20 protein-coding genes and 2 tRNA genes are annotated in these 25085 nt (G+C 34.9%); 15 read left to right on the top strand and 7 right to left on the bottom strand.

Going from position 1 to position 25085, the window contains the following annotated elements; genetic code table 11:
• Nucleotides 1–29: 29 nt before the first annotated feature.
• From P8I29_06455 to P8I29_06445, 3 genes are all read left to right on the top strand, one after another.
• Nucleotides 30–102 (top strand) — tRNA-Met (locus P8I29_06455).
• Between the two features lie 55 nt (nt 103–157).
• Complete coding sequence (locus P8I29_06450; protein MDG1917436.1) at nt 158–646, top strand: DUF1772 domain-containing protein; 489 nt, start codon at nt 158–160, stop codon at nt 644–646.
• Between the two features lie 26 nt (nt 647–672).
• Nucleotides 673–915, top strand: coding sequence for a hypothetical protein (locus P8I29_06445; GenBank protein ID MDG1917435.1), 243 nt, complete (start codon nt 673–675; stop codon nt 913–915).
• On the opposite strand, the gene ispF is transcribed toward P8I29_06445, so the two are convergent.
• From ispF to porU, 3 genes are read right to left on the bottom strand one after another with little or no spacing between them, the layout of a single operon-like run.
• Nucleotides 912–1388 (bottom strand): 2-C-methyl-D-erythritol 2,4-cyclodiphosphate synthase, encoded by a 477-nt coding sequence (ispF, locus tag P8I29_06440; protein ID MDG1917434.1) that lies wholly within the window; start codon nt 1386–1388, stop codon nt 912–914. The genes P8I29_06445 and ispF overlap by 4 nt on opposite strands.
• Before the next feature lie 9 nt (nt 1389–1397).
• The gene (gene porV / locus P8I29_06435) at nt 1398–2588 is read right to left on the bottom strand and encodes a type IX secretion system outer membrane channel protein PorV (GenBank protein ID MDG1917433.1); all 1191 of its coding nucleotides are present in this window, start codon (nt 2586–2588) and stop codon (nt 1398–1400) included.
• A 57-nt stretch (nt 2589–2645) separates the two neighbouring features.
• Entirely contained in the window at nt 2646–6365 is a 3720-nt protein-coding gene (gene porU / locus P8I29_06430; GenBank protein ID MDG1917432.1) for a type IX secretion system sortase PorU, read from the bottom strand.
• 171 nt (nt 6366–6536) lie between these two features.
• Between porU and P8I29_06425 the strand changes: the two genes are divergently transcribed.
• Genes P8I29_06425 through murF form a run of 3 tightly spaced genes read left to right on the top strand, consistent with a single transcriptional unit; the run spans nt 6537 to nt 10449 of the window.
• Nucleotides 6537–7562, top strand: coding sequence for a PorP/SprF family type IX secretion system membrane protein (locus P8I29_06425; GenBank protein ID MDG1917431.1), 1026 nt, complete (start codon nt 6537–6539; stop codon nt 7560–7562).
• Between the two features lie 31 nt (nt 7563–7593).
• Complete coding sequence (gldJ, locus tag P8I29_06420) at nt 7594–9156, top strand: gliding motility lipoprotein GldJ (GenBank protein ID MDG1917430.1); 1563 nt, start codon at nt 7594–7596, stop codon at nt 9154–9156.
• A 42-nt stretch (nt 9157–9198) separates the two neighbouring features.
• Nucleotides 9199–10449 carry a UDP-N-acetylmuramoyl-tripeptide--D-alanyl-D-alanine ligase gene (gene murF, locus P8I29_06415; GenBank protein ID MDG1917429.1) on the top strand — a complete coding sequence of 417 codons (1251 nt, stop codon included), beginning with the start codon at nt 9199–9201 and terminating at the stop codon, nt 10447–10449.
• Here murF and P8I29_06410 read toward each other — a convergent pair.
• Genes P8I29_06410 through P8I29_06400 form a run of 3 tightly spaced genes read right to left on the bottom strand, consistent with a single transcriptional unit; the run spans nt 10446 to nt 15183 of the window.
• The gene (locus tag P8I29_06410) at nt 10446–11498 is read right to left on the bottom strand and encodes a Wzz/FepE/Etk N-terminal domain-containing protein (GenBank protein ID MDG1917428.1); all 1053 of its coding nucleotides are present in this window, start codon (nt 11496–11498) and stop codon (nt 10446–10448) included. The two genes, murF and P8I29_06410, sit on opposite strands and share 4 nt — an antisense overlap.
• Nucleotides 11499–11505: 7 nt before the next feature.
• Nucleotides 11506–14004, bottom strand: coding sequence for an SLBB domain-containing protein (locus tag P8I29_06405; protein MDG1917427.1), 2499 nt, complete (start codon nt 14002–14004; stop codon nt 11506–11508).
• A 39-nt stretch (nt 14005–14043) separates the two neighbouring features.
• Nucleotides 14044–15183 carry an acyl-CoA dehydrogenase gene (locus P8I29_06400; GenBank protein MDG1917426.1) on the bottom strand — a complete coding sequence of 380 codons (1140 nt, stop codon included), beginning with the start codon at nt 15181–15183 and terminating at the stop codon, nt 14044–14046.
• A 53-nt stretch (nt 15184–15236) separates the two neighbouring features.
• Between P8I29_06400 and P8I29_06395 the strand changes: the two genes are divergently transcribed.
• The 9 genes from P8I29_06395 to P8I29_06355 all read left to right on the top strand — a co-directional run bounded on the left by P8I29_06395 (nt 15237) and on the right by P8I29_06355 (nt 23312).
• A complete protein-coding gene (locus P8I29_06395) occupies nt 15237–16289 on the top strand; it encodes an anhydro-N-acetylmuramic acid kinase (GenBank protein MDG1917425.1) in 1053 nt (350 codons plus the stop codon).
• A gap of 31 nt (nt 16290–16320) precedes the next feature.
• Entirely contained in the window at nt 16321–17547 is a 1227-nt protein-coding gene (locus P8I29_06390; protein ID MDG1917424.1) for a Glu/Leu/Phe/Val dehydrogenase dimerization domain-containing protein, read from the top strand.
• Nucleotides 17548–17550: 3 nt separating this feature from the next.
• Nucleotides 17551–18642: a mechanosensitive ion channel family protein gene (locus P8I29_06385; protein ID MDG1917423.1), complete on the top strand. Its 1092-nt coding sequence runs from the start codon at nt 17551–17553 to the stop codon at nt 18640–18642.
• A gap of 23 nt (nt 18643–18665) precedes the next feature.
• On the top strand, nt 18666–20057 hold the full coding sequence (nhaD, locus tag P8I29_06380) for a sodium:proton antiporter NhaD (GenBank protein ID MDG1917422.1): 1392 nt from the start codon (nt 18666–18668) through the stop codon (nt 20055–20057).
• A 36-nt stretch (nt 20058–20093) separates the two neighbouring features.
• Nucleotides 20094–20807, top strand: coding sequence for a MotA/TolQ/ExbB proton channel family protein (locus P8I29_06375; GenBank protein MDG1917421.1), 714 nt, complete (start codon nt 20094–20096; stop codon nt 20805–20807).
• Nucleotides 20804–21196, top strand: coding sequence for a biopolymer transporter ExbD (locus P8I29_06370; protein ID MDG1917420.1), 393 nt, complete (start codon nt 20804–20806; stop codon nt 21194–21196). Before P8I29_06375 ends, P8I29_06370 begins: the two co-directional genes overlap by 4 nt.
• Nucleotides 21196–21963: an energy transducer TonB gene (locus P8I29_06365; protein MDG1917419.1), complete on the top strand. Its 768-nt coding sequence runs from the start codon at nt 21196–21198 to the stop codon at nt 21961–21963. Before P8I29_06370 ends, P8I29_06365 begins: the two co-directional genes overlap by 1 nt.
• On the top strand, nt 21963–23171 hold the full coding sequence (locus P8I29_06360) for a bifunctional folylpolyglutamate synthase/dihydrofolate synthase (protein MDG1917418.1): 1209 nt from the start codon (nt 21963–21965) through the stop codon (nt 23169–23171). Before P8I29_06365 ends, P8I29_06360 begins: the two co-directional genes overlap by 1 nt.
• A gap of 63 nt (nt 23172–23234) precedes the next feature.
• Nucleotides 23235–23312 (top strand) — tRNA-Val (locus P8I29_06355).
• 1553 nt (nt 23313–24865) lie between these two features.
• On the opposite strand, the gene P8I29_06350 is transcribed toward P8I29_06355, so the two are convergent.
• Nucleotides 24866–25060 carry a hypothetical protein gene (locus P8I29_06350; protein ID MDG1917417.1) on the bottom strand — a complete coding sequence of 65 codons (195 nt, stop codon included), beginning with the start codon at nt 25058–25060 and terminating at the stop codon, nt 24866–24868.
• Nucleotides 25061–25085: the final 25 nt, after the last annotated feature.

Raw genomic sequence — 25085 nt, 5'->3', positions numbered from 1 at the left:
AAGTATTTAGTGTATATTTGCCCTCACATCGCGAGGTGGAGCAGTTGGTAGCTCGTCGGGCTCATAACCCGAAGGTCGTAGGTTCGAGTCCTGCCCTCGCTACTAAATAAAACGGATCAGTACTTCTACTGGTCCGTTTTTATTTATAAATTGAAATATGAAAACCTTAATAATTATAGTTGCTATACTATCTACCGGCTTAATGGCTGGCATATTCTTTACTTGGACAAATGCTGTAAAACCTGGAATAGGAACTCTAGATGATATGACTTATATGAAAGCTTTTCAAGCAATGAATCGCCTCATACTCAATCCATTATTTTACATAGTATTTATTCTGCCAGTTTTAACCATTTCCATTTCCACCTACATGAGTTTTGGTTCAACAAAATTATATGTTTTCGAATTATTTTTGCTGTCAACTCTTTTGTATGTGTTGGGTGTTTTTCTCATAACTATTCTTGGTAATATTCCGCTTAACGAATTGTTAGAGAATACCGATTTGGAAAAAATAAGTCTTACAGAATTAAGCGATTTGAGAGGGAAAATAGAGAATAAATGGAATAACTTTAACCTCATAAGAACTGTAAGCTCCTTTATTTCATTTTTACTATTAGTGATATGTTTATTTTTTATCAAAAACTAAATTTTCTTTTCTAATAAGAATTATAAATGTTCAAAGAAATATTCAAAATATCTGACATATCAAGTGTCTGCGGTGGGGCTATTAAAGTAATTGGAGAAAATAAAGGCACTAATGAAATTGGAGATAATGTCCGCATTGGAAATGAAAATGACAACTTTTTCTATGCTTCGGTTATAGATGCTTCAATTACTCAAAAAAGCATCGAAATTACTCTAGAAAATTTTGGTGAACATGAAATCAAAAAAGGAATGGTAATATATCAGTCTTAAAACTTTAATAAGGCTACGGCATGAGCAGCTATTCCCTTTTCAGTACCTACAAAGCCCATCTTTTCTGATGTAGTGGCTTTAATGGATAGTTGATTGACTTCTATCTGCATACAGTCCGATAGGACTTCTTGCATCTGTGGAATATGGGGGTTGACTTTAGGCTTTTCTAAACAGACGGTGGAATCAATATTGATAATTTCATAGCCCTTGTCTCTTATTAAAGCCATCACATCTCGCAGTAATATTTTACTGTCAATGCCTTTGTAATCAGCAGAAGTATCTGGAAAATGAAAACCAATATCTCGCATATTAGCCGCTCCCAAAATAGCATCGCATATGGTGTGAATAAGCACATCGGCATCAGAATGACCGACCGAACCTTTGACATGAGGAATATGAATACCACCTACTATTAGGTCTTCTCCTTCCCTCAACTGGTGAACATCGTATCCGTATCCTATTCTAATATTCAAAGTAATGTATTAATTATCGACTTGCTCTAATGCGCTAAAGTCGAATGTTAAGGCAAATCTTAAGGTATTAGACAAAGGGTTAACCGCATTAACTTCATCTCTACCTTGAACAGGTATTAGATATGAGAAATCTAATCCAAAGACATTGTATCTAACTCCAGCCCCTAAAGTGAAAAATTGACGATCTCCTTTTGTAGGGTGTTCATAGAAATATCCCGTTCTAACAGCAAATTGCTTGTCATACCAGTATTCAACACCAGTAGAATAAATAAGCTCTCTAACTTCTCTATCGTTATAAGGTGCGTCATAAAAAGATTGGGCAATACCACTTATAACGGAAACATCTGGATCTAAACCACTGATTATTTCCCCATCATCGTTGTACATAGGAGGTGTTGGGACAAGTAATTTATTAATGTTAAATTCAAAGGAAACTTGATTATACTCGTCTAAATCTGTTGCCAGTGAAGAACCTACTCTTAAATTTGTAGGGATAAAATCTTTATCAACAGTTTCAGTATAGGATACTTTGGCACCAATATTAGAAATATTAATACCTGTAGCCCAATCCATCTTTTTACCTGCCATCCTTACTTCCTTAATGTAATATCCAGAAATATCACCCGCAACTGTATGAGCTGGTTTGGTGGCCAGAGTACCTACTTGTTGTCCTCCTGTAAGATTAGAATATACATACCTTAATGCTACACCAGTAGAAAATCGAGGCGATAGTTTGAGAGCATAACCACCATCTAAAGAAAATTCATTTGGATTAAAAGAGCCTAAAGGCGTATTATTTGCATCTGTGAAATTAATTTCTCCAAGGGTAAAATAACGAAGAGAAAAACCCAATACTTGATTTTCATCTAATCGCTTATAACCAGTCAAATAGGATAAATTGATATCTGGTACTAAGGATTTTAACCATGGAGTATAACAAACAGAAAAGCCGACATCATTTTTTACAAAAGCGTATTTTGCAGGATTCCAATGCATTGACATCGCATCAGGTGTCGAAGCCACACCAACATCTCCCATACCACCTGCTTTTGCATCAGGACTTATAATTAAGAAAGGTACAGAGGTCGTAATTGTGTTGAGCCAGTTGTCTAAATTTTCTGACTGTTGAGCGAAAACATTTACAGAAATTACTGAAAATGCTAGAGAGAAGATGGCAAATAATGTCTTAAGTTGATTCATTTGATTGTTGTAATTAATTAACAAATATAAACACAATAAAGATTAATAACGAATCTTTTACTCTATTAGTATTAAACGCCCCGAATTTTTAGCCGTTTTTCCATTAGACAGCCTAGCTAATAAGGAATAAATATAAACTCCTGTATTGAGCTCTGCTCCGTGCTCTGAATTTCCATCCCAACTTATTGGCCCATATCTGTAGCCGTTAGGAATGATATTTTGTTCTATCCGCTTTACTATTCTACCTTGTAAATCCATAATCTGCAAAATCACTTCCATTTCTTCGTTATTTTGATTGTGCTCAAAATAAAAAGAAGTGAAATCAACCACAGGATTTGGGTAGTTTAAAAGGTTTTGAATGCTTAAATTATCCGAGGGAAGAACAACAAATTCCGTAGTACTTTCTGCCGAATTGTTATAAACATCCCAAACCTTAACACGTAAGGTATGTTTACCTTCTGACAAAGTGTTAAAAGGATAATCAATAACACCACTCTTATAACTATTGACATCAGACTCATAGAAGTCATTTAATACTATTGGATTGGCAGACTCTTCATCTAATATGGCCAACATATCGTGCCCAATGCCATTACTAACAGTATTGATACCATTTTCATCATACAAAAGAGCATATAACGATGGATTTGCATCTGTAATGCCTCCTACAACAAAATTGGTGTCGTTCATGAATAGATTAATTTGTGGCCCCGTATAGTCTTCTTCAAAGTCTGACGTTGTACCTCCAACAACCATATCTAAATTATAGCCATACGCATCACATAAAACATCCTGTATATTGCCTTTAGCATATAAACTAATTTTGCCGTTTCCGAAATCGTAATTTATATCCTTAGGTACTATAAATGAAAAAGTAAATTCGCCATTATCAACCGATGATTTGCCTTTAAAAAGTAGGTTTTTTTGTAGATCGAACACAAAAACTGGAGATTCATCTTGACCTAATGTTTGAAATTCTTTTCGTTTATCATAAACCTTAGGAAAAACTAAACCATTGAAATTATTCAATTTAGTACCATTGTGTTGTATTTCACCTGAAATGGTAACGAGACCCAAAGCTTTAGCACTATCTTGAATTTCAGTCAGCACGATATCGTATTCAGGATACGCCAACAGAAGAGCTGGGTCGCCTAGTAAAGTAAAGTTTCTATGATTAGTATTTGAAATGTCAGTAACGTTGTTTTTTGTCCTCATCAAAACATCACCAAGCCTAGGAAACGATTCATCATCGTCTTTAGGAAATAAATTTTCTAAAAAAGCTGTGTTTAAATCCAAATTACTACCCGTAAACACAACTCTTGAAGTAGTTAGCAAGGCTATTGCCCCTCCATTTTCTTTCAAGAAAACTTGTTCGCCTGCCGATACTCTTGCCGGATCATCGTAACGACTGAACTCACAAGTCGCAGTCATAAATAAAGGCAATTTATTTTCATTACTCCAAGAATTGATGTCATCTATTTCTAATATCCTTTCATGAGCCCAGCCTAATTCTCCACCATGCCCCGTATAGTTAACTACGAACATACCTTTATTGACAGCTTCTGAAATAGCATTGTTGGCACTAGCGCAACGCTGACCTCCTGTTGAGGATTCTTGCTCATAGGCATCTAAGTATATTTTATCCACATTCACATTGGGGTAAGAAGATGCTACATAATCAGCAAGTTGTTCTGCTTGTAAAGAATGTACCGTTTCTTGTTCATCGTTATCATCACCGACAAAGCACATATTCAATCGCCAATCGCCATAAGATTCAGAAGAGCTATAGCCTATCACCTTATCTACTGCACTCTTGGCCTCTGCAACTGTTTGAACAGGAAATCGACCAACTCCAATATCTAGAAAAGGAATATTTAAAGCATCCGAAATTAAACTCTCTCCTTCATCCAATAAGGCAAAATAATCATCGGTAACGTAAGAGTACAACTCATTAGTAGAGTTTGCAGACTGATAAGAAACAATATAATTAGTGTTTGTTGAAAGTCTATCTTTAGGATCATAGGATGCATCTCCAAATAACAACAAATAACTTAAGGGATTTTCTTGTTCATAAAGCATTTTAGCAAAATCTCTTATTGCCGACACGTCCTGACTACCAGATGAAAATTCATTATAAATCTGCTGCGGACTTACAACCTCCACATTCAGACCCTTAGTTTCATGGAAAGTTGCCAGTCTATTCGCTTGTTCTAAAAAGGTAGGGTGCGATACAATCAAATAATCAACATCTTTCATAGAATGTAAGTCTTGATTTTCTATTTCTCCTAGAAGGTTTGCCGACAAATAAGTGCCGTTGAAGGCTATAAACTCTCTAAGCACGTCTGTTGAAATTTTAAAAGAAAACTCCGAGCCTGAAATTTGACCAGCAATAGTATTAGGAGAAAGAGGGTCTGTCACGTCCCAAATCTTAGTATTGGAATTGGTATTAGAGAGTAAAAATTCAGTTGTGGAATTTGGCTTAACAGATGCTAATGACCTAAATGGCATTTGACTACCACTCATTATTAACCGTCTTTGAGAATTAATTTCTATAAAATCAATCCAACCTTTACCAGTGGATGAAGAACTGCTGTATTCTAAATTTACCTGTATAGTATTTGATGAGGGGTTAATAAGCTCTTCAAAGGTCTTGAGGTTGGCACGGTTGTAACTCCCATTAATACCAGAAATGGTTAGATTCTGAGTTTGCATCCCACTAGCATCAATACTGAAATTGGAGTTAAATGGCGAGGGCGAATTAGCCGCTAAAATCATTTTCAAATTTGCTGAACCTATTCTGTTAGGAAAGTTAAAATTGAAGGTTCTCGAATCTACCAAATCAAAGACATCACCGTACCAATTTTTACCAGACTTAATGAAGTTCACCTCCTCGTTCTCATGAATCTGATAGTCGTCAAAGATTGTAATTGTGGTATCCGCAGATGAAAGCGATTGAACAGAAGGGACTCTTTGGCCTTCTCCTAGATCTGCTGTAATAAAATAATAGGTGTAGTTATCAAAATAATGCTGTTGACGACTGAAAAAACCTGAACTATTAAGACTCCATTGATTAGGTGACTGACCATAAAATAATATGTAGTCGTTTGCATCAAAACTACCATCAGATTGACCAATCACTTGAATAGCTAATTCTTCTAAGTCAGCAGTCCTTTCAGAAGCATTATCTGTGGGCAACAAACCCCCGGGATGGCCATAAATTCTTAAATTCTGAGGGTTTATACTCGAAATATTCATACCTAAACTCTCTAAATCTTGAAAGGATAATCGATATATTCCATCAGTATTTACGCCAATCTTGTACCAGTTGCCAGTAGAAAGTACGGAGTTAGCAACTGAAGATGTTGATTTTCTTGCGCTAGGCTCATCAACAAACTGCACTTGAACTTCAGCAAATAGTAATTTTTGGTAGACATCGTCATGTTTTATGAAAGGCAAAATTTCACCTCTGATTATATGGTTATTACGACTTTTACCACTGCGGTAAGTAATTTGAGGTATTGAATCAATTAAAAGATTTTTTAAATATTTTTTTTCAGAGGAATCACAAGAAACATAGATTGGGTTTAAAACACGAATTTCAAAGCCAGACCTAATATCAGTCAACTCAAATTCGAAAGACAAATTATGGGATTTAAATTCATTAACAACTAAAGAGTCATTATGCCATTTATAATCTAGAAAATGGTATTGAGAATTTTGCCCATTAACAGTCAAAAAAGTTAATAACAAATAAACAAATATGAAGAAATATCGCATGTATTAAAATGAAATTCAAAGTTAACGTTTATGTTTTCAAAAAAGGTAAAATTCACAAACAAATTGACACCTTAGAAACGCAGATGCAATAATTATATTATCTATTAGTAAGATAAATTGAAACTAATAAGAATATTTTTTTATTTTTGTTAGCTACTAAAATCACAGTCTATGATGAAGAAGATTTTATTCTTTCTAAGCTTATCGCTACTTATTGGTTTTTCCAATGAAGTAAAAGCACAAGATCCTGCCTTTAGCCAATTCTTTGCTAATCCGCTATATCTTAACCCTGCAATGGCAGGAACAAACATATGTCCTCGTATCAGTCTAAATCATAGAAATCAATGGCCTGGTATTGGCAAGACGTATGTCACATACAGCGCATCCTATGACCAATATATTGATAAATTAGGCGGTGGATTAGGCTTTGCTGTAGCGAAAGATGTTGCTGGAGCTGGAAACTTAAACACCACTCACATCAGCGCAAGCTATGCTTACAGATTAAAAATAAATAAGAAACTATCTATTAACGCAGGTTTTGAAGCTGCATATCGACAGCTCGGAATTGACTGGCAGAACCTTACCTTTGGTGATATGATTGATCCCGTTCAAGGTTTTATATATCCAACCAACGAAGACATTGTCAACTACTCTAACTCTAAAGGCTTCACTGATTTTGCTGCTGGTTTCATGGGGTTTGGAAATGCTAACAATCAATTCGATTATTATTTTGGGTTTGCTGCTCATCACATCACCATGCCTGATCAAGGCTTTATTGGTGAAAGTAGATTACCAATGAAAGTAACTGCCAATATTGGTGCTTCATTCCCTCTCAATAGATTTGGTACATATAGAACTAACTCGGGTAATAGACCTAAGAATGCTGCTATTCTTTCTCCAAACATACTATTCCAAAAGCAACAAGATTTTATGCAGTTGAACTATGGAGTATATGTTCTTAAAGGACCTATTGTTGGTGGGCTTTGGCTAAGACAAAGTGCCGAAAACTTTGACGCTTTCATCGTTCTGTTAGGGATCGAACAAGCTACATGGAAATTTGGATATAGCTATGATGTCACTATTTCAGACTTGAATAATAGTAATACGCAAGGTGCTCACGAATTGTCCTTTGCATATAAACTACCATGCAGATATAAAGGCAAAGCATTTGAAACAATAAATTGCCCGAACTTTTAGTTTAAGAAATACTCAGAAAACCATTTAAATTATGAAAAATCAATTATTACTCATTCTTTCTCTCGCTTTAGTCTTCGGATGCAGCAAGGAAAAATCGAAAACAACCGGATGGAATTACAACGATCCAAAACACGGTGGATTTGAAGTTTCAACTAATTATACCGAGCAAATTACCCCTTCAGGAATGGCATTTATAGAAGGTGGGTCATTTACAATGGGACGTGTTGAACAAGATGTGCAATATGATTGGAACAATGTCCCTAAGACGGTTACGGTTTCTTCATTCTATATGGATGAAACAGAAGTTAGAAACATTGACTACTTAGAATATTTATTTTGGATAGAGAGAGTTTACGGTTCTAACTATGACAACGGATCCTATCCTGAAGTTTATTGGAAAGCACTACCTGATACCAATGTATGGAGAGATAAATTATCATTTAACGAACCATACGTGGAAAGTTATTTACGTCACCCTGCATTCAATCAATATCCTGTTGTGGGTGTTAATTGGGAACAAGCCGTTGATTATTGTGCTTGGAGAACAGACAGAGTTAACGAGAGAATACTTATCGATAATGGATACCTTTGGGAGGATCCAGAGCAAGTTGATGAAAATGTATTTAAAACCGACGCCTACAAAATGGGGCAATACGAAGGTAGAATAAGAAGACAGCTTCCTAATCTAAAATTAGGCGTTCATGCTTACGACAAAAAAGCTGGTAAAGACAAAAATGCCGTTCGATATGTACAAGAAAGCGATGGTATTCTATTACCTAGATTCAGATTGCCTACCGAAGCAGAATGGGAATTTGCTGCTCTAGCATTAATAGGTAATACAAAACAAGAAAATATTTCTGAAAGAAAATTATACCCTTGGAACGGAGATGGTGTAAGAAATCCTTCGAAAAGAAATAAAGGAGAAATTGTTGCCAACTTCAAAAGAGGTCGTGGTGATAATATGGGTACTGCTGGCAGACTTAATGACAATGCCGATAAAACAGCTCCTGTAATCAGCTACTGGCCTAATGAATACGGCTTATATAACATGGCTGGTAATGTATCCGAATGGGTAATGGATATATACAGACCACTTATTGATCCTAACACTTCCGATATGAACCCATTTAGAGGTAATGTATTCGAAACTTGGCAAAGAGATGAGGATAGGTTTATCGTAGAAAAAGATACCCTTGGAAATATTATCAAGAGAGAGGTTTCTGTCGAGGAAAACCTTAATAGAAGAAACTACAGTAAATCTGACAATATCAATTATCTAGACGGTGATTTTGATTCTAAAGTCAATGCCCCTGCTAGCGATTGGTTGCAAGATGGTGAAGAGAATACTACAAACCAAGTTTATGAATTAAACCAAACATCATTAATCTCTGACCAAACTAGAGTTTACAAAGGTGGCTCATATAAAGATAGAGCTTATTGGATGGTTCCAGGAACTAGACGTTTCTTAGATCAAAAGCAATCAACGAGCTATATTGGCTTCAGATGTGCTATGGATAGACTAGGACCTCCAACAAGTAATCTTAAAGAAAATAGACGTAAGCCTGTTGATTGGAACAAAAAATCAGGTTATTAAAACTAAAAATTAAAACCCCATTTATTTGGGGTTTTTTTTGATATGGAAATAAAAGAATTACACCAATTATTTATTAATTCATCGGGGGTAACGACCGACTCAAGACAAATTGAGAAAGACAGTATCTTCTTCGCATTAAAGGGTGATAATTTTGATGGTAACCTATACGCACAGAGTGCAATTGAAAAAGGATCTAGTTATGCTGTGGTGGACAATAAAGAGTATTGCTTAACGGATAAGCATATTCTTGTTGAAGATGTTTTAAAATATCTGCAACAACTTGCCAAATATCACAGAAGTCAATTGAATTGTCCTGTTTTAGGAATTACTGGCACAAATGGCAAAACCACAACTAAAGAGCTTATTACAACAGTAATAGAAACAAAATACAAGACCGTTTCAACAAAGGGAAATCTAAACAACCATATTGGAGTGCCCTTAACACTGCTAAGCGCCCAACTTGATACTGAATTTTTAATTGTTGAGATGGGTGCAAACCATATTCATGAAATTGAGTTTCTATGCGGATTAGCACAGATAGACTTTGGTCTTATTACTAATATTGGAAAAGCGCACTTAGAGGGCTTTGGAAGTGTTGAAGGCGTGTTAAAAGCAAAGAAAGAATTGTACGATTATATTGAAAGTCATGACGGCGTGTTATTTGTAAATGGTAATGACGACTTATTAATGTCTATTTCAAAGAATATAAAACGTATCATCTATAATCTTGAAAAACAAAATGAGACTGCCTCCCCTTTTGCAAAAGTTGATTTCCAAGATCATTTAATATCTTCAAAATTAATCGGAGATTATAACAAAACGAATATACTAGCAGCTTGTCAAATAGGTCAGTATTTTAGCGTTAGCACTGAGAATATAAAAGATGCTATAGAGAACTACAGACCGAATAATAACCGCTCACAACTACTTGAGACAACAGAGAACACCATTATAATGGATGCGTATAATGCCAATCCTAGTAGCATGGCAGAAGCCATAAAAGCTTTTCAAAAGATAAAACATAAAAGAAAGCTGTACATATTAGGCGACATGCTTGAGCTCGGCAACAATTCTCTAGTAGAACATCAAAAAATTATTGACCAATTATCAGAAAATGATAGTGAAGTCATTCTGATCGGCAAAGAATTTAAAAAATGTAAACACGATTTTGTTCATTTCTCAGAAAGTGATCAAGCCTTACAATGGATTCAAGAAAAACCTATTAAAGATGCGTTTATTCTAATGAAAGGATCAAGAGGAACTCGATTAGAAAAATTAAGAGAAGCTCTTTAACTCAATTCCTCTTCAATTATCTGTCTAGTAATAAAATAAAAAGAAATTAGCCCTCCTCCTAATACAGAGAACAAAATAAAAGCCATAACTATTGATATTTTATTAACCTTAAGAGGTAGTGTCGGAGAATCAATAATATTTAAAAGCGGCTTATTATTTAACAATGTGAATTTAGAAACTTCCAAATTCTTAACTATTTCACCATACATTATGTTCAATATTTCAACATCACGTTTTAGTCTGATCTCTTCTAATAGTCCCTTAGCACGTTGAACACCGAAATTGGCATCTTTATAAGAGGCATATCTAAACTCTGCATTTTTCAGCTCACTGAGAACAGAGTCAGCTCTAAATGAGAGGAAATTTAATGTGTTTTCAGATTTAGCCGTTTGAAAAAGTGTATAATACTCTTCAAGTTTATCCGCTAATGACTCAATCATTAGTTTAGCAAAATCCTCATTTTTAGAAACACAGGATATTTTGACAATATTACTTTCATCTTCAATACTTGTTGAGATATTACCGTTAGTCAAACTACTAAAAGCTAATCCTAAAATACTATCATGTTGTAAAGTAAAATCATCTCTATTAGTAGTAAAGTACAAGTTCTCAATTTTGGTATCCTTCCAATTTGCTCGATGATTGTTGAAATTAATATGGTGATTGATCAATAATTCTTCTTTACCGTCAATTACACCTCTTGTCAAGAGTGCTTCTTCAACAACTCTTCTAGAGGTAATTAACTCTTGTATGTTAGTCTGACTAAAAGTTCCATTGTTAGCACCGCCTACATTAAACCCAAATTGAGTTGCCATTCCAGACAGCGCACCAAGACCGCCAGAGTCTTGGCTTTCGTCAATTACAAATGTGAGATGCGCCTCAAAGGTTTCCTTTTTAAAATAGGAGTATACACATCCAAAAATGCCAAAAACCATTGCGAAAGCAATGATTTGGATCTTTTTTCTCCACAATAAATTTTTAATGCTGATTAACTTAAGAATTATATCCTTAAGTCTGATTTCATCCTGATTTATGTTTGTATTACTCATATAGATATTATTGCCTAGAAAGGTATAAAATATATAAAGATGCTAAAGCTGAAATCTTAGTAATCGTACCTTCTAAAACCTTAGTCCAATCAACAGGTTCTGGCTTCTGCCTTTTAATCTTCACATCTTCAGTTAGTTTGATTGTAGAACCCATTTCCACTCTTGGGTACAAGACAAACAAACCAAAATCTTTAGCTTTAGAAACTTTGCCAGATGGAGAAATCACCAAGGTGTTTTCCTTAACATTATGTTTAGCAAATCCTCCAGCATAATTATTAATATAAAAGTTTGCTCTTCTTTCTAAAAAAGGAACAGAAATAGATACATCGTCAAAGTTAGAGAGTGCTCCAGTGATTGTAATTAAATCCTGAGTGATAGGAATGTCTATACTATCTTTGTCGTTCAATACAATATTATATTTTGAATTCTTGTACTTCATAGCTTTTTTGAGCTCAATATGTATCGGTATGTATTTTTCGATATACTTTTTTTCAACCTTATTCATTATATCTTTTTCCTCTTTTAGAGGCACTATTTGGACAAACTCTCCGTCAGAGAAAAATCCATTAACAATTCCTTCATCATCTTCATAAAAATCAATTTCATTATCAGGACTTTCCTCAACACTTGTCAAACGATACATTTTAAAAGCATTCATATCGCCAGTGTTTTTTAAACCTCCTGCACGATTTATTAAATCTGAAATAGTTTCATCTTTAGAAAGTAAAGAATAAACACCAGGATATTTGACCTCACCAGAAAGAACAACAGTTCTCACCTCTTCATGTTCAGGGTTTAACCTCACTGCAATTTGATCGTACGGCTCAAGAGCAAAGTTAAGAGCATCATCACTTAAAGCTCCATCATTTGAAATGTCAAATGAGCGCACAATAGCTCTTTTAGATTTAAGATGATTCGTTTCCGCATCATAATCCACAATTCTAGAAACATCAATTTTAGAGCCTGAGGCCTCTGGCGACAAACCACCTGCCATTGATATAATGTCAGACAAGGTAATGCCTTCACCAAAAGAGAAGGTATTAGGAAGTCTTACGCCTCCAGAAATAGTCAGTTCAAACTCATCCATATAATCCCTCTTAGAAAGAAAAAATAACTCATCGTATTCGTGAAGTAAAATATTAGATTCAGCCATTGGGTTTTCAACAATATTGGCAATGTCAATAATGATATAGTCTTTAGTATAATCATCTGACGTTCTAACTAAATAGGCTGACTCCAAAAACAAGTCATCAGATAATGAATTGGACTTGAGCAACATATCATACACTCTTTCTCCTTCAGAAAATTGGTATTCTCCAGAAACACCGGTTGAAGAATTGACGTAAACCAAATCGGCAGGGATTCCTTGAATACTATTAACCATAATTTCATCACCATTATTTAAGTTCAAATTATCTGAACCAACCTCATCAACGGTAATTGTTTTAATAGAGTTATTATCAATTCTATTTACAGTAATTCCATTTTTATATGCCATTTTAGTAAAACCACCTGCATATTTTATTAAGTCACTTAACTTATCGGTAGATTTAACTTCGTATGTGTAGGGTCTATTTACCTCACCTTTAAGATCTACTACTTTTGCTGCCATAGGCACATAAAGGTAGTCGTTGTTTTGCATAAACAAATCTTGAGAGGTAGTAGGGTCAAACAAAAATTTGTAAACATCTAATGAATCTATTGTTTTCCCATCTCTCATTAAATAAATATTTCTAACCGAACCAATCTGACTTGGTCCTCCAGCGGCTACTAATGCATTAAAAGCAGTATTAGTGGCAGGAATAGAATATGAGCCAGGATTAAAAACCTCACCAATAATATTAACGGTTATAACTTTAGAGTAATTTAAGGTCAAATCGAATTGTGACTTTGATAAATCAAAAAATGAACTCATACGATCTTTAACAAGGGATTTGACTGTTTTAAGGTTTTTTGAACCAACATAAATACGCCCAGCATGGCGAGTATTGATGTAACCTCTCTCAGTAACTGTGACGACTTCGCTATGCTCTGCAAGACCCCATATAGAAATCGTTATCTCATCATTTTCACCCAACTGATAATTATCTGGTGCTTGATTGTCATAAGCCCTGGAGAAAAACGATATAACATTATTTCTAAAAAAATCTTGTCCATAAATTTTAGCGCTAGGGTATAAAATAGAATCGTTAAAATTAAATAAAGAATCATTCATCGAATTGTACAATAATTCAGACTGAATCAAAGCTGTTTCAGCTCCGCTAGTATCAATGAAATTAGGATTGTATTTACCTCTTTGGAGTTTATAATCCATAGCCTCACTAATTTCACCTTCAGAAAGACCCATTTGTCTAAGAACATCCTCACTAGGAATGTCAGATGGATTGACATCAGTAGCTTGCATATTTGAGGGTACAAATCTCATAAATTTGCTCATCTGCTCTGCCGTTTGAGCATGTACATTTAAAGACACTAAGCCAATAAATAGAATTAATATTTTCTTCATAATGAAACTATTATTTTTTTATAAATATACTAAAAAGGTTTACTTGAGTACTGAACGTGATATTACAATACGCTGAATCTCAGATGTACCTTCATAAATTTGAGTGATTTTCGCATCTCTCATTAATCGTTCAACATGATATTCTTTAACAAAACCGTATCCACCATGTATTTGAACTGCCTCTGTTGTTGTTTTCATAGCTACTTCAGATGCAAATACCTTAGCCATAGCACTTTCTTTGTCAAAGTTCATCTTGTTATCTTTTAGCCAAGCTGATTTCAAACACAATAACCTAGCTGCCTCTATTTCTGTAGCCATGTCTGCTAGTTTAAAAGCAATAGCTTGATGTTCGTGTATGGCTTTACCAAATGCTTTTCTTTGCTTAGAATATTCTAAAGCCAATTCATAAGCACCTGAAGCAATACCCAAAGCTTGTGAGGCAATACCTATACGACCTCCTGAAAGGGTAGACATGGCAAACTTAAATCCAAAACCATCCTCACCTATCCTATTTTCTTTAGGCACTTTAACGTCAGTAAAAAGTAGAGAATGGGTGTCAGACCCCCTGATTCCTAATTTATTCTCTTTCAAACCCACTTCAAATCCCGGCATATCTTTTTCAATAATAAATGCGTTGATACCTCGATGACCTTTTTCAGGATTCGTTTGAGCTATCACCAAATAAACAGAAGCTGAATTTCCATTGGTTATCCAGTTTTTGGTTCCATTTAAAATGTAGTGGTCTCCTTTATCAATAGCCGTTGTTTGTTGCGAAGTAGCATCGCTACCAGCCTCAGGTTCAGAAAGACAAAATGCACCAATTTTTTCACCTTTGGCTAATGGCACTAAATACTTTTGTTTTTGCTCTTCCGAACCATATTTTTCTAATCCCCAACATACCAATGAATTGTTTACCGAAACAATAACAGAAGCCGAAGCATCTACTTTGGAAAGTTCTTCCATTGCCAAAACATAAGAAATAGTATCCATTCCAGCACCACCGTACTTAGGATCGACCATCATTCCCATAAAACCAAGCTCTCCTAGCTTCTTAATCTGTTCAGTAGGAAAAGTTTGGGTTTCATCTCTTTCTATTACGCCAGGCAGCAATTCTGTTTTAGCAAAATCCCTAGCTGCATCACGAATCATTATATGTTCTTCCGTTAAATTAAAGTTCATTTGTATGTATAGTTAGTTTAAATTTGAGCTCAAAAATAGTCTTTTTAACTAATATGAGTTTTTCTAAACAATACAAAGTTTTAGGTCTAATGTCCGGCACTTCCTTGGATGGAATTGACCTTGCATTTATAACATTTAATTATGATAAAGTATGGCAGTATGAATTAGGTGTTTGTCAAACCTTTACTTATCAAATGAAATGGCTCAAAGAATTGAAAGAACTACATTTAAAATCTAGAGATTATATAAACAAAATCGACATCAAATATGCTGAATACCTATCCCAAACAATAGAAAGCTTCATCTCGAATAACAAGCTAGATATTGACTTGATATGTTCACACGGACACACTATACTGCATGAACCCAAAAAGGGTGTAACGTTGCAAATAGGCAATGGGGAAATCATTAATAAATTACTAAACATTCCTGTTGTCAGTGATTTTAGAAGTGGGGATGTTGCATTAGGCGGTCAAGGTGCACCACTAGTGCCAATAGGAGATGACTTACTTTTTAGCAATTACGATTATTGTCTAAACTTAGGTGGATTCAGTAATTTTTCATTTAAAAATAATGGATTGAGACAAGCCTATGACATATGCCCAGTAAACATCGTACTAAATGAATATGCTAATAAATTAGGTAAGGAATACGATAATGAAGGGCAAATTGCCAAAATAGGAAGTATAAATAATGAGCTCTTGAATGAACTAAATGGCATAAGCTACTACCAAAATTTACCACCGAAGTCTTTAGGAAAAGAATGGTTAGAAAAAGATTTCCTACCAATCTTAAAAAGATATAACGATAGCGTTCCTAATATTATGCGAACAGTGGTTGAACACGTAGCGATTCAAATTGCTGATTGCATCAAATTAGGACAATGCCTCGTTACAGGAGGCGGAGCATTGAACGCTTTCCTTATGCAAAGGATTGCGGCAAATTCTCAAGCTAATTTCATCTTAGGCAATAAAAAACTTATAGAATACAAAGAAGCCTTAATATTTGGGTTATTGGGCGTACTAAACAGAGAAGGAGAAATTAATTGCTTAGCATCAGTAACGGGGGCTAAAAGGAATTCCATAGTGGGCAAGTATTTTACTTAATAATAATTACTTTTGCTAAAATTTACTTTCAATGAAAAAATTATTAGACCAATACGAAAACAAAAAACCCGAGATAGTTTTTGAATGGAGCGACAGCGAGACTGAAGCAGAAGGTTGGGTAGTTATTAACTCTTTGAGAGGAGGCGCTGCTGGTGGAGGTACTCGAATGAGAAAAGGACTTAATAAACATGAAGTTGTTTCTCTTGCTAAAACTATGGAGGTTAAATTTACAGTTGCAGGGCCAGCAATTGGAGGAGCTAAATCGGGAATTAATTTCGATCCAAAAGATCCAAGAAAAGAAGGCGTACTTGAAAGATGGTATGCCGCAATTACTCCCCTATTAAAAAATTATTATGGTACGGGTGGCGACCTAAATGTAGATGAAATACACGAAGTTATTCCTATCACTAAAAACTTAGGCGTAGAACACCCTCAAGAAGGTGTTTTTACTGGTCATTTCAAGCCTAGTTCTGCAGAAAAAAGTAAAATCATAAAACAGTTGCAAGACGGCGTTTTACTTGAGATAACAAATCCATCTCTTACACCTGATGTTAGCCGCAAATATACGGTTGCTGACATGATTACTGGTTTTGGTGTTTCTGAAGCTGTTAAGCATTTTTACCATTTGCACAATGAAAATTTAACTGATAAAAAAGTAATTATTCAAGGCTGGGGAAATGTTGGCTCTGCCGCTGCGTTTTACCAAGCATCCGAAGGAGCTAAAGTTGTTGGTATTATTGATCAAGAAGGTGGCCTTATCAAAGAAGAAGGGTTTACTTTTGAAGAAATACGCACACTATTTTTGAATAAAAATGGCAATAAATTATCTTCAGAAAAGATGCTTTCATTTGAAGATGTAAACAGTAAGATATGGGATATTGATGTGGATATTTTCATCCCTGCTGCTGCATCACGACTAGTAAATAAAGATCATTTGGAACGTATGATTGCCCGAGGACTAGAAGTCATTTCATGTGGCGCAAACGTACCTTTCGCTGATAAAGAGATATTCTTTGGAACTATTGGCGAGTTCGCTGATGAAAGAGTAAGCGTTTTACCCGATTTCATAGCCAACTGTGGCATGGCTCGTGTGTTTGCTTTTCTGATGAACCCAAACATAGAGATGAATGACACAAGTATTTTTGATGACACCTCAACAACGATATTAAACGCCTTAAAAGAATCACACAAGATTAACTCTTCAAAGACAGAAATTTCAAAAACTGCCTTTGAAATCGCACTTAACCAACTCATTTAAACAATGAACTTTCAAGACCTATTACAACAAGAATTTTTGAGCAATACACTAGAAAATTACTTCTGGTTTATTGGCTTCATCGTATTTGGAATGATATTTAAACAAGTTATATCTAAATATTTGAGTCATATTATTTATAAAATAATCAATAGAGACAAAACAATTAATATCAGTACTTTCGATGAATTGCTCATCAAACCTATTGGCTTTTTTATCTTGCTAATGTTCATCTACCTTGGGTCGTTGAATATCTCTTTCCCAGAATTATTGAATATTGAAAACAGCCAATTTAGTTTAAAACTAGTTGTCAATAAGATTTTTACAATAGTAGTTTTATTCTCGATCTTAAGAATAGGACTCCGATTTGTTGATTACTTAGGAATAGTTTTTCTAAATAAAGCCGATGCTACCGAAAGTAAAATGGATGACCAATTGGTCCCTTTTGTAATTGAAGTAGGTAAAATAGCCGTCTATATTGTATTATTTTTTATTCTTTTAGGCAGAGTGTTCAATATAGATGTAACCGCTTTGGCAGCTGGTGTAGGAATTGGTGGTATCGCTATAGCTATGGCCTCTAAAGAAAGTTTAGAAAATCTTTTGGGTTCATTTACTATTTTCTTCGACAAACCTTTTGTTGTTGGTGATTTAGTCACTACTGGCGGAATTACAGGAACTGTAGAAAAAGTGGGGTTTCGCTCTACACGTATTCGCACTTTTGACAAAAGTATAGTCACAGTTCCCAATAAAAACATGATCTCTGCCGAGTTAGACAACCTAGGCAAAAGAAAAGTCAGACGAGCAAGATTCTATATAGGCTTAACTTATGACACCACCATTGAGCAGATGAAAAAAGTAGTTAAAGAAATTGAAACTTTGATTAACGAACATCCTAAGACTGACCAAGAAGGAAGGGTTAAGTTCCAAGAATTTGGCGCAAGCTCCTTAGACATAATGGTTCTTTACTATGTCGACTCTACAAAGTGGGACGATTTTATAGATGTCAAGGAAGACATCAACTTCAAAATTATGGAAATTGTAAAGAATAACGATTGTGAGTTTGCTTTTCCATCTACAACTGTATATTTGCAAAAATAAATTAACCAACAATTTAAATTATAATGATTTACCTTTCTATGTTAGTCGTTTTTGTTTTAGGATACGTACTAATAGCCTTTGAACACCCTCTTAAAATTGATAAATCTGCTTCAGCACTTATAGCAGGCTCCTTATGTTGGGCAATTTTTGCATTAGGCTTATATGAGATTGATATCACCTCAGATACTTTTACTAATTTCTTAAACTACTTTCAGTCCAAAGATTTAAGCTATACTAATGAATATATCGTTGAGAATATTGATTATGTTAAAAAGAATTTTGTTTTGTATGAGCTATCTCATCATCTGTCAGAAATAGGTCAAATCTTATTCTTCCTTTTAGGTGCAATGACCATTGTAGAATTAGTAGATGCTCATCAAGGTTTTTCAGTAATAACAGACCGAATCAAAACCACTAACAAAGTTAAATTAATGTGGATTTTATGCGTACTGTCATTCTTCTTTTCAGCAACACTAGATAACTTAACTACAGCCATCGTAATGTCTGCTCTGTTAACCAAGCTTATTGAAGATAAAAAAGACTTATGGCTATTTGCTGGTATGATTATAGTTTCTGCCAATGCTGGTGGTGCATGGTCACCTATTGGTGATGTGACTACTATTATGCTGTGGATAGGTGGTCAAGTTACAGCCACTAATATCATCACTTCAGTTATTATCCCTTCTGTAGTTTGTATGGTTGTTCCGCTGATTTACTTAACGTTTAAGCTAAAAGGAAATATCACAAGACCAACCAACACTGAAGCTTTAGAACACATTGCCAATCCAACGACTCCATTCGAAAGAAAATTCATTTTCTTTTTAGGTGGTGCTGGACTATTATTTGTCCCTGTATTTAAAACAATTACTCACCTACCTCCCTATATCGGTATTCTTTTAAGTTTAGGGGTAATGTGGCTAACTACTGAATTACTACATAGAAGTAAAAATCACGAAGCTAAGTCAGACCTAACAGTAATTGGCGTACTCAAGAAAGTAGACGTGCCAACTATATTTTTCTTCTTAGGAATTTTATTAGCCGTAGCATCTTTACAAAGTATGGGTCATTTAAACGATATGGCCGTTATACTGGATAACACTTTTGATGGTAACATCTATGTTATCAATATAATTATAGGTCTTCTTTCTGCCATTGTCGATAACGTACCACTTGTAGCAGGCGCAATGGGCATGTACGAAATTGGAACAGGCGTATTTGCTGTTGATGGCACATTTTGGGAGTTCTTAGCTTATTGTGCAGGAACCGGAGGTAGTGTTCTTATTATTGGTTCTGCTGCTGGTGTAGCCGTTATGGGCATTCTAAAAATTGACTTTATTTGGTACATAAAGAAAATAAGTTTCTTAGCTCTAATTGGTTATCTTGCAGGAGCAGCCACCTATATACTTATGCAATAAGGACAATACTTATAACGTTCTCTTAAAAAAATAATTATGAAATCACTTTTATTACAAATCAACACCCTTAGCGATAGTCTTTCTAGTGCTGGAATTGATGGAGAGATAGTAGAAGAAAAAACACTTTCTATATTAGAACTCATTACTAGTGGTGGTACTGGCGGTAATTTAATCATGATTACATTGGGAGTATTATCTGTGATTTCTGTTTATTTATTTATAGAAAGATACACTACCCTCAATAAAGCAAGAAAGATTGACTCTAGCTTTTTGAATAGCATAAAAAACTACGTACAAGACAAAGATATTAAGGCGGCAAAAACGCTCTGTAAGAACACAGATAGTTCTATTTCTAGAATGCTGGAAAAAGGGATTGACAGGATTGACAAACCCATGACAGATATATCCTCAGCAATAGAAAATCAAGGAAAGCTTGAGGTTTATGTGCTAGAAAATAACTTAGCTAACCTCGCTACTATTGCTGGTGCTGCCCCTATGATTGGATTTTTAGGAACAGTTATTGGTATGATTGTGGCTTTCCACGAAATGGCAAGTGCAGGAGGAAATATTGATATAGAAATGTTATCCAAAGGTATTTATACTGCTATGGTTACAACGGTTGCTGGACTAGTGGTAGGTATCATCGCATACATTGCTTACAATGTTTTAGTTACTAAAGTAGAAAAAGTCGTTTTCTTACTAGAAACAACGACAACAGACTTTATGGATTTATTACACAACAATAAATGAGTTTAAGAAGTAAAAATAAGGTAAGTGCCAATTTCAGTATGTCGTCAATGACGGATATCGTGTTTTTATTACTTATCTTCTTTATGCTAACATCTACTCTTGTAAGTCCTAATGCCCTCAAGTTATTATTGCCAAATAGTAAGGCAAGAACTTTAGAAAAACAAACCATATCCGTATCTATTACTCCAGAAATAGAATACTACATTGAAGACCAAAAGTACCCTTTCGACCAATTAGAAAATCAACTAAAACAACGATTGGCAAACGAGCAAGAACCTGCAATAGTACTACACGCTGACAAAACTGTAGATATTGAATTTGCAGTCAAGGTAATGGACATTGCCTACAGAAATAAGTACAAGGTAGTACTTGCCACAAATCCCAAATAATGATAAAACCTTCAAAAAATAGACGCAAAGCAATCATTGGAACAGTTTTGTTTCATATTGGTCTGCTTATGTGTTTCATTTTTATGGGCTTAACTTATCAAATACCTCCACCACCAGAAGAAGGCATTACCATAAATTTTGGCTATGAAGACTTCGGTAGTGGCGCAGAACAACCTGAACAAATTATTGAAGAAGAGCAAGTAAGTCCACAAGAAGTGATAGAAGACAATCCTGTTACTGAAGAGCTTAGCACTCAAGATGTTGAAGAAACACCTACTGTCAAAAAAGAAGAACCCAAAGAGAAAAAAACAAAAGAAGTCAGAGAAGTAGAAGAGAAAAAGCCTGAGCCCGTAGTAAATACAAAAGCACTTTACCCTGGCAAAAAACAAAATAACAGTAGTAGTCAAGGTGTTAGCGAAGGACAAGGTGATCAGGGAAGTCAAGATGGTGACCCTAATTCAAATGCATACACAGGAGGTGGCATAGGCACAAATGGGATTGCATATAAATTAGGCGGCAGAACAGTAGCTGAAATTAAAAAACCAACTTACGATTCTCAACAACAAGGAAAGGTAGTGGTTACTATTAGAGTAAATAGAAATGGTAAAGTAATAAGCGCTACACCTGGCGCTAAGGGTTCAACAACAACTAATACCTACCTATATTCTAAAGCTAAAGAGGCTGCCCTTAAAACCACATTTGAGGCAAATACCTCCGCTCCTGAAATTCAAGTAGGAACAATCATTTACAATTTTAAGCTGAACTAATGACTTATCAGCAATGTTTGGATTGGCTATATAGTCAATTGCCAATGTACCAACGCACAGGTAGTGTTGCCTACAAAGCAGACATAGGCAATATCGTTCAAGCTTGTGAACGATTAGGCAATCCCTATAAGAATTTTAAATCCGTACATATAGCTGGAACGAATGGTAAAGGCTCAACAAGTCATATGATAGCTTCTATATTACAAGAAGCTGGCTATAAAACTGGTTTATACACCTCTCCTCACCTTAAAGATTTTAGAGAGCGAATTCGTATTAACGGAGAAATGATTAAAGAAAATAATGTTGTTGATTTTATAGAAAACAATAAAGATTGGTTTAGTCAAATAGGTATGTCGTTTTTTGAAATGACCGTAGCCCTAGCCTTTCATCATTTCTCACAAGAAAAAGTAGATATTGCTATAATTGAAGTCGGATTAGGGGGGCGTTTAGATAGCACTAACCTCATTAAACCTGAACTTTCAATCATTACCAACATAGGATTGGATCATACCGAACTATTAGGGAATACTATTGAAAAAATCGCTAAGGAAAAAGCAGGGATTATTAAACCAAATACACCTATTCTTATTGGCAGAAAACAAGAAAAAACGGCTTCAATTTTTGAAGAATACGCCAACAAGAATAACTCTCAAATATATTATTCTGACACTTGTGATTTTGAAACCGATTTAAAAGGTCTCTATCAAGGAGAGAATAAAAACACAGCTTTTACAGCAATCAATATCTTAAAAAATCAAAATTGGAATATTCATCAAAAAGATATTCAAGAAGGATTAAAGAACGTTCAAAAAAACACTTCTTTGTTAGGAAGGTGGATGACCCTAAGCGATACTCCATTAGTTATTTGTGACACAGGACATAATGAAGATGGAATAAAATTGATAGTTGAACAGATTAATAGTACAAACTACAAAGATTTACATTTTGTTTTTGGTGTAGTTAATGACAAAAGCATCAACACTATATTAAAACTACTACCGAAAAACGCCAAATACTATTTCTGTCAAGCCAAAATACCTCGAGCTATGAATCCAGAGTTACTATATCAAAAAGCAAAAAAGCATCAATTGAATGGGAAGATATTCACATCGGTAGATGCAGCAGTAAATAATGCAAAGAAAGAGGCTCATAATGACGACCTCATATTTATTGGAGGAAGCACCTTTGTCGTTGCTGAGTTATTCTAGCAATACTTTTTTAAATATAATTTGTGATTGACACAAAATCAGTTATATTTGCCAACCAATTTTGGGCGATTAACTCAGTTGGTTCAGAGTGCCTCCCTTACAAGGAGGAAGTCGGGGGTTCGAGTCCCTCATTGCCCACCAAAGCGGAATCCATCTCATTTTGAGACAGTTTTCCGCTTTTTTTATTCTCACAAAGCCCTGTGGTTCTTTTAGTTAGCTCAAATAATAAATGTGTTTCAGGAGTTCGAACTCGGTCATTTTCCTTGTTATAAGTCGCTCCCTTGGGAAACACAAATTGTTGAAGTTCATGTTTTTGATCATATGACATATCTAACCATGTAGAAGATAGATTTTTAGATACTTTTATCGCTTCATTAGTGACCATTTCAAGGTTCGAACTGCCGTTTTGCCCAAAGTCTATTTTTTGCTCAATTTCAGCCATCTCATCACTAAATTTTTGAGTGTATTTTTGGTATAAATCTTGACCTATTTCACCAATTGCAAATCGCTCTTCTAATTTCTCAAGCTGAGTTTCTACCTTTTTCTTTTGAGCTGACAATTGCTTCAAATCAAAGTGTTTGTTGGAATGGTATTTACTAAAAGCATATGTCACTAATTGTTTAAATGGTTTTTCTAATCCATCTCTTAGCTCATAGTTCTTTAAATGCTCGGCAAATGCGTTATTAAGCTTATTAGCGTTGACATTTAATTTTGTTCCTTTACTTCTTGACTTATAATACCATATTCCCTTTTTCTTGACAAGATAGCCTGTTAGTGGATCACCTGTCTTTTCGCATTTCATAAATACTTTTAGTGGTATATGCTCAAGATTAGTATTCTTTGTTTGTAAGCGATGATTGTTAGTCATTAGATCATTTACCTTCAGCCAATCTTTTTCACTAACAAGCTTTGGGTGTTTACCCTCTATCACTTCACCTGGAATGAGTTTATTGATGATTTTACCGCAGTAAAAAGGATTAGTGAATATATTATTCAACCGCTTGTGCTTAATATCCATACCCGCTCTTTGTAGCTTAGTTGCAATATCAATGTTTCTCTTTCCTTGTAATTTCCACATAAAGGCTCTTTTTATCAGTCTTCCTTCATTATTGATATATAAGTGTTGAATATTACTTTTCTTTCCCTTATTATCATTGCTATAGCCTCGTGGTAGTTTTGATAGCCAATAACCTTCTCTAAGTCTTTCTTTCATCCCCGTTACTGATTTGTCTTTTCTTAGTTCATTATCAAACTGAGAGAACATATAGTAAAGATTCTGTTGAAAGCTACCCGAGGGGGAAAGCGGGTCTACCTCTTGAGTAGCCGATAGAGTCTTTACTCCATTTTTAAGTAATTGCTGACTAATGTAGGCTCCATTAGGTCCTGTTCTTGAAAAACGGTCATAGGAGTATACTATTATGGTATCTACCTCCTTATTGCGTTTAACATAAGATAGCATTCGCTGAAATTCTTTTCGCTCATCACTCTTGGCAGATTCAAAGGTTCCACCAAAATAGTCCAGAACAACAAGCCCTTTCTTTTTAGCAAAGTCTTGACAGTATTTCTTTTGGGTTTGTAGTGAAGCGTTATTCTCGGCTTGTTCTTTTGTAGATACTCTTGTATAGATAACCGCTTTATTGGAGGTGGTGTGATTATCATTTGAGTAGCTATTTGCTAACTTTTGGAAATAAGGATCAATTTTCTTCATCTTGTTCACTGTTTAGATTAATACTTTCATGGGTGATGATATACTCTACAATGAGATTTGAAAAAATAGCTAGCTCATCAATAATAAGCTGACACTGCTCTTTAGTTAACTGCTCACCCTTTTCATTTTTTTGTTTGCTTAGTGATTGCACCAAGTCTTTTTTTATTTGATTTAAACTCACAACGCATAAGTTGTGAGTTTAAATC

This window comes from Flavobacteriales bacterium (assembly GCA_029248105.1).
In the GTDB taxonomy this organism is placed as follows: Bacteria; Bacteroidota; Bacteroidia; order Flavobacteriales; family UBA7312; genus UBA8444.
The sequence above is the reverse complement of the archived record's forward strand: the minus strand, read 5'-3'. Positions and strand labels throughout refer to the sequence as shown.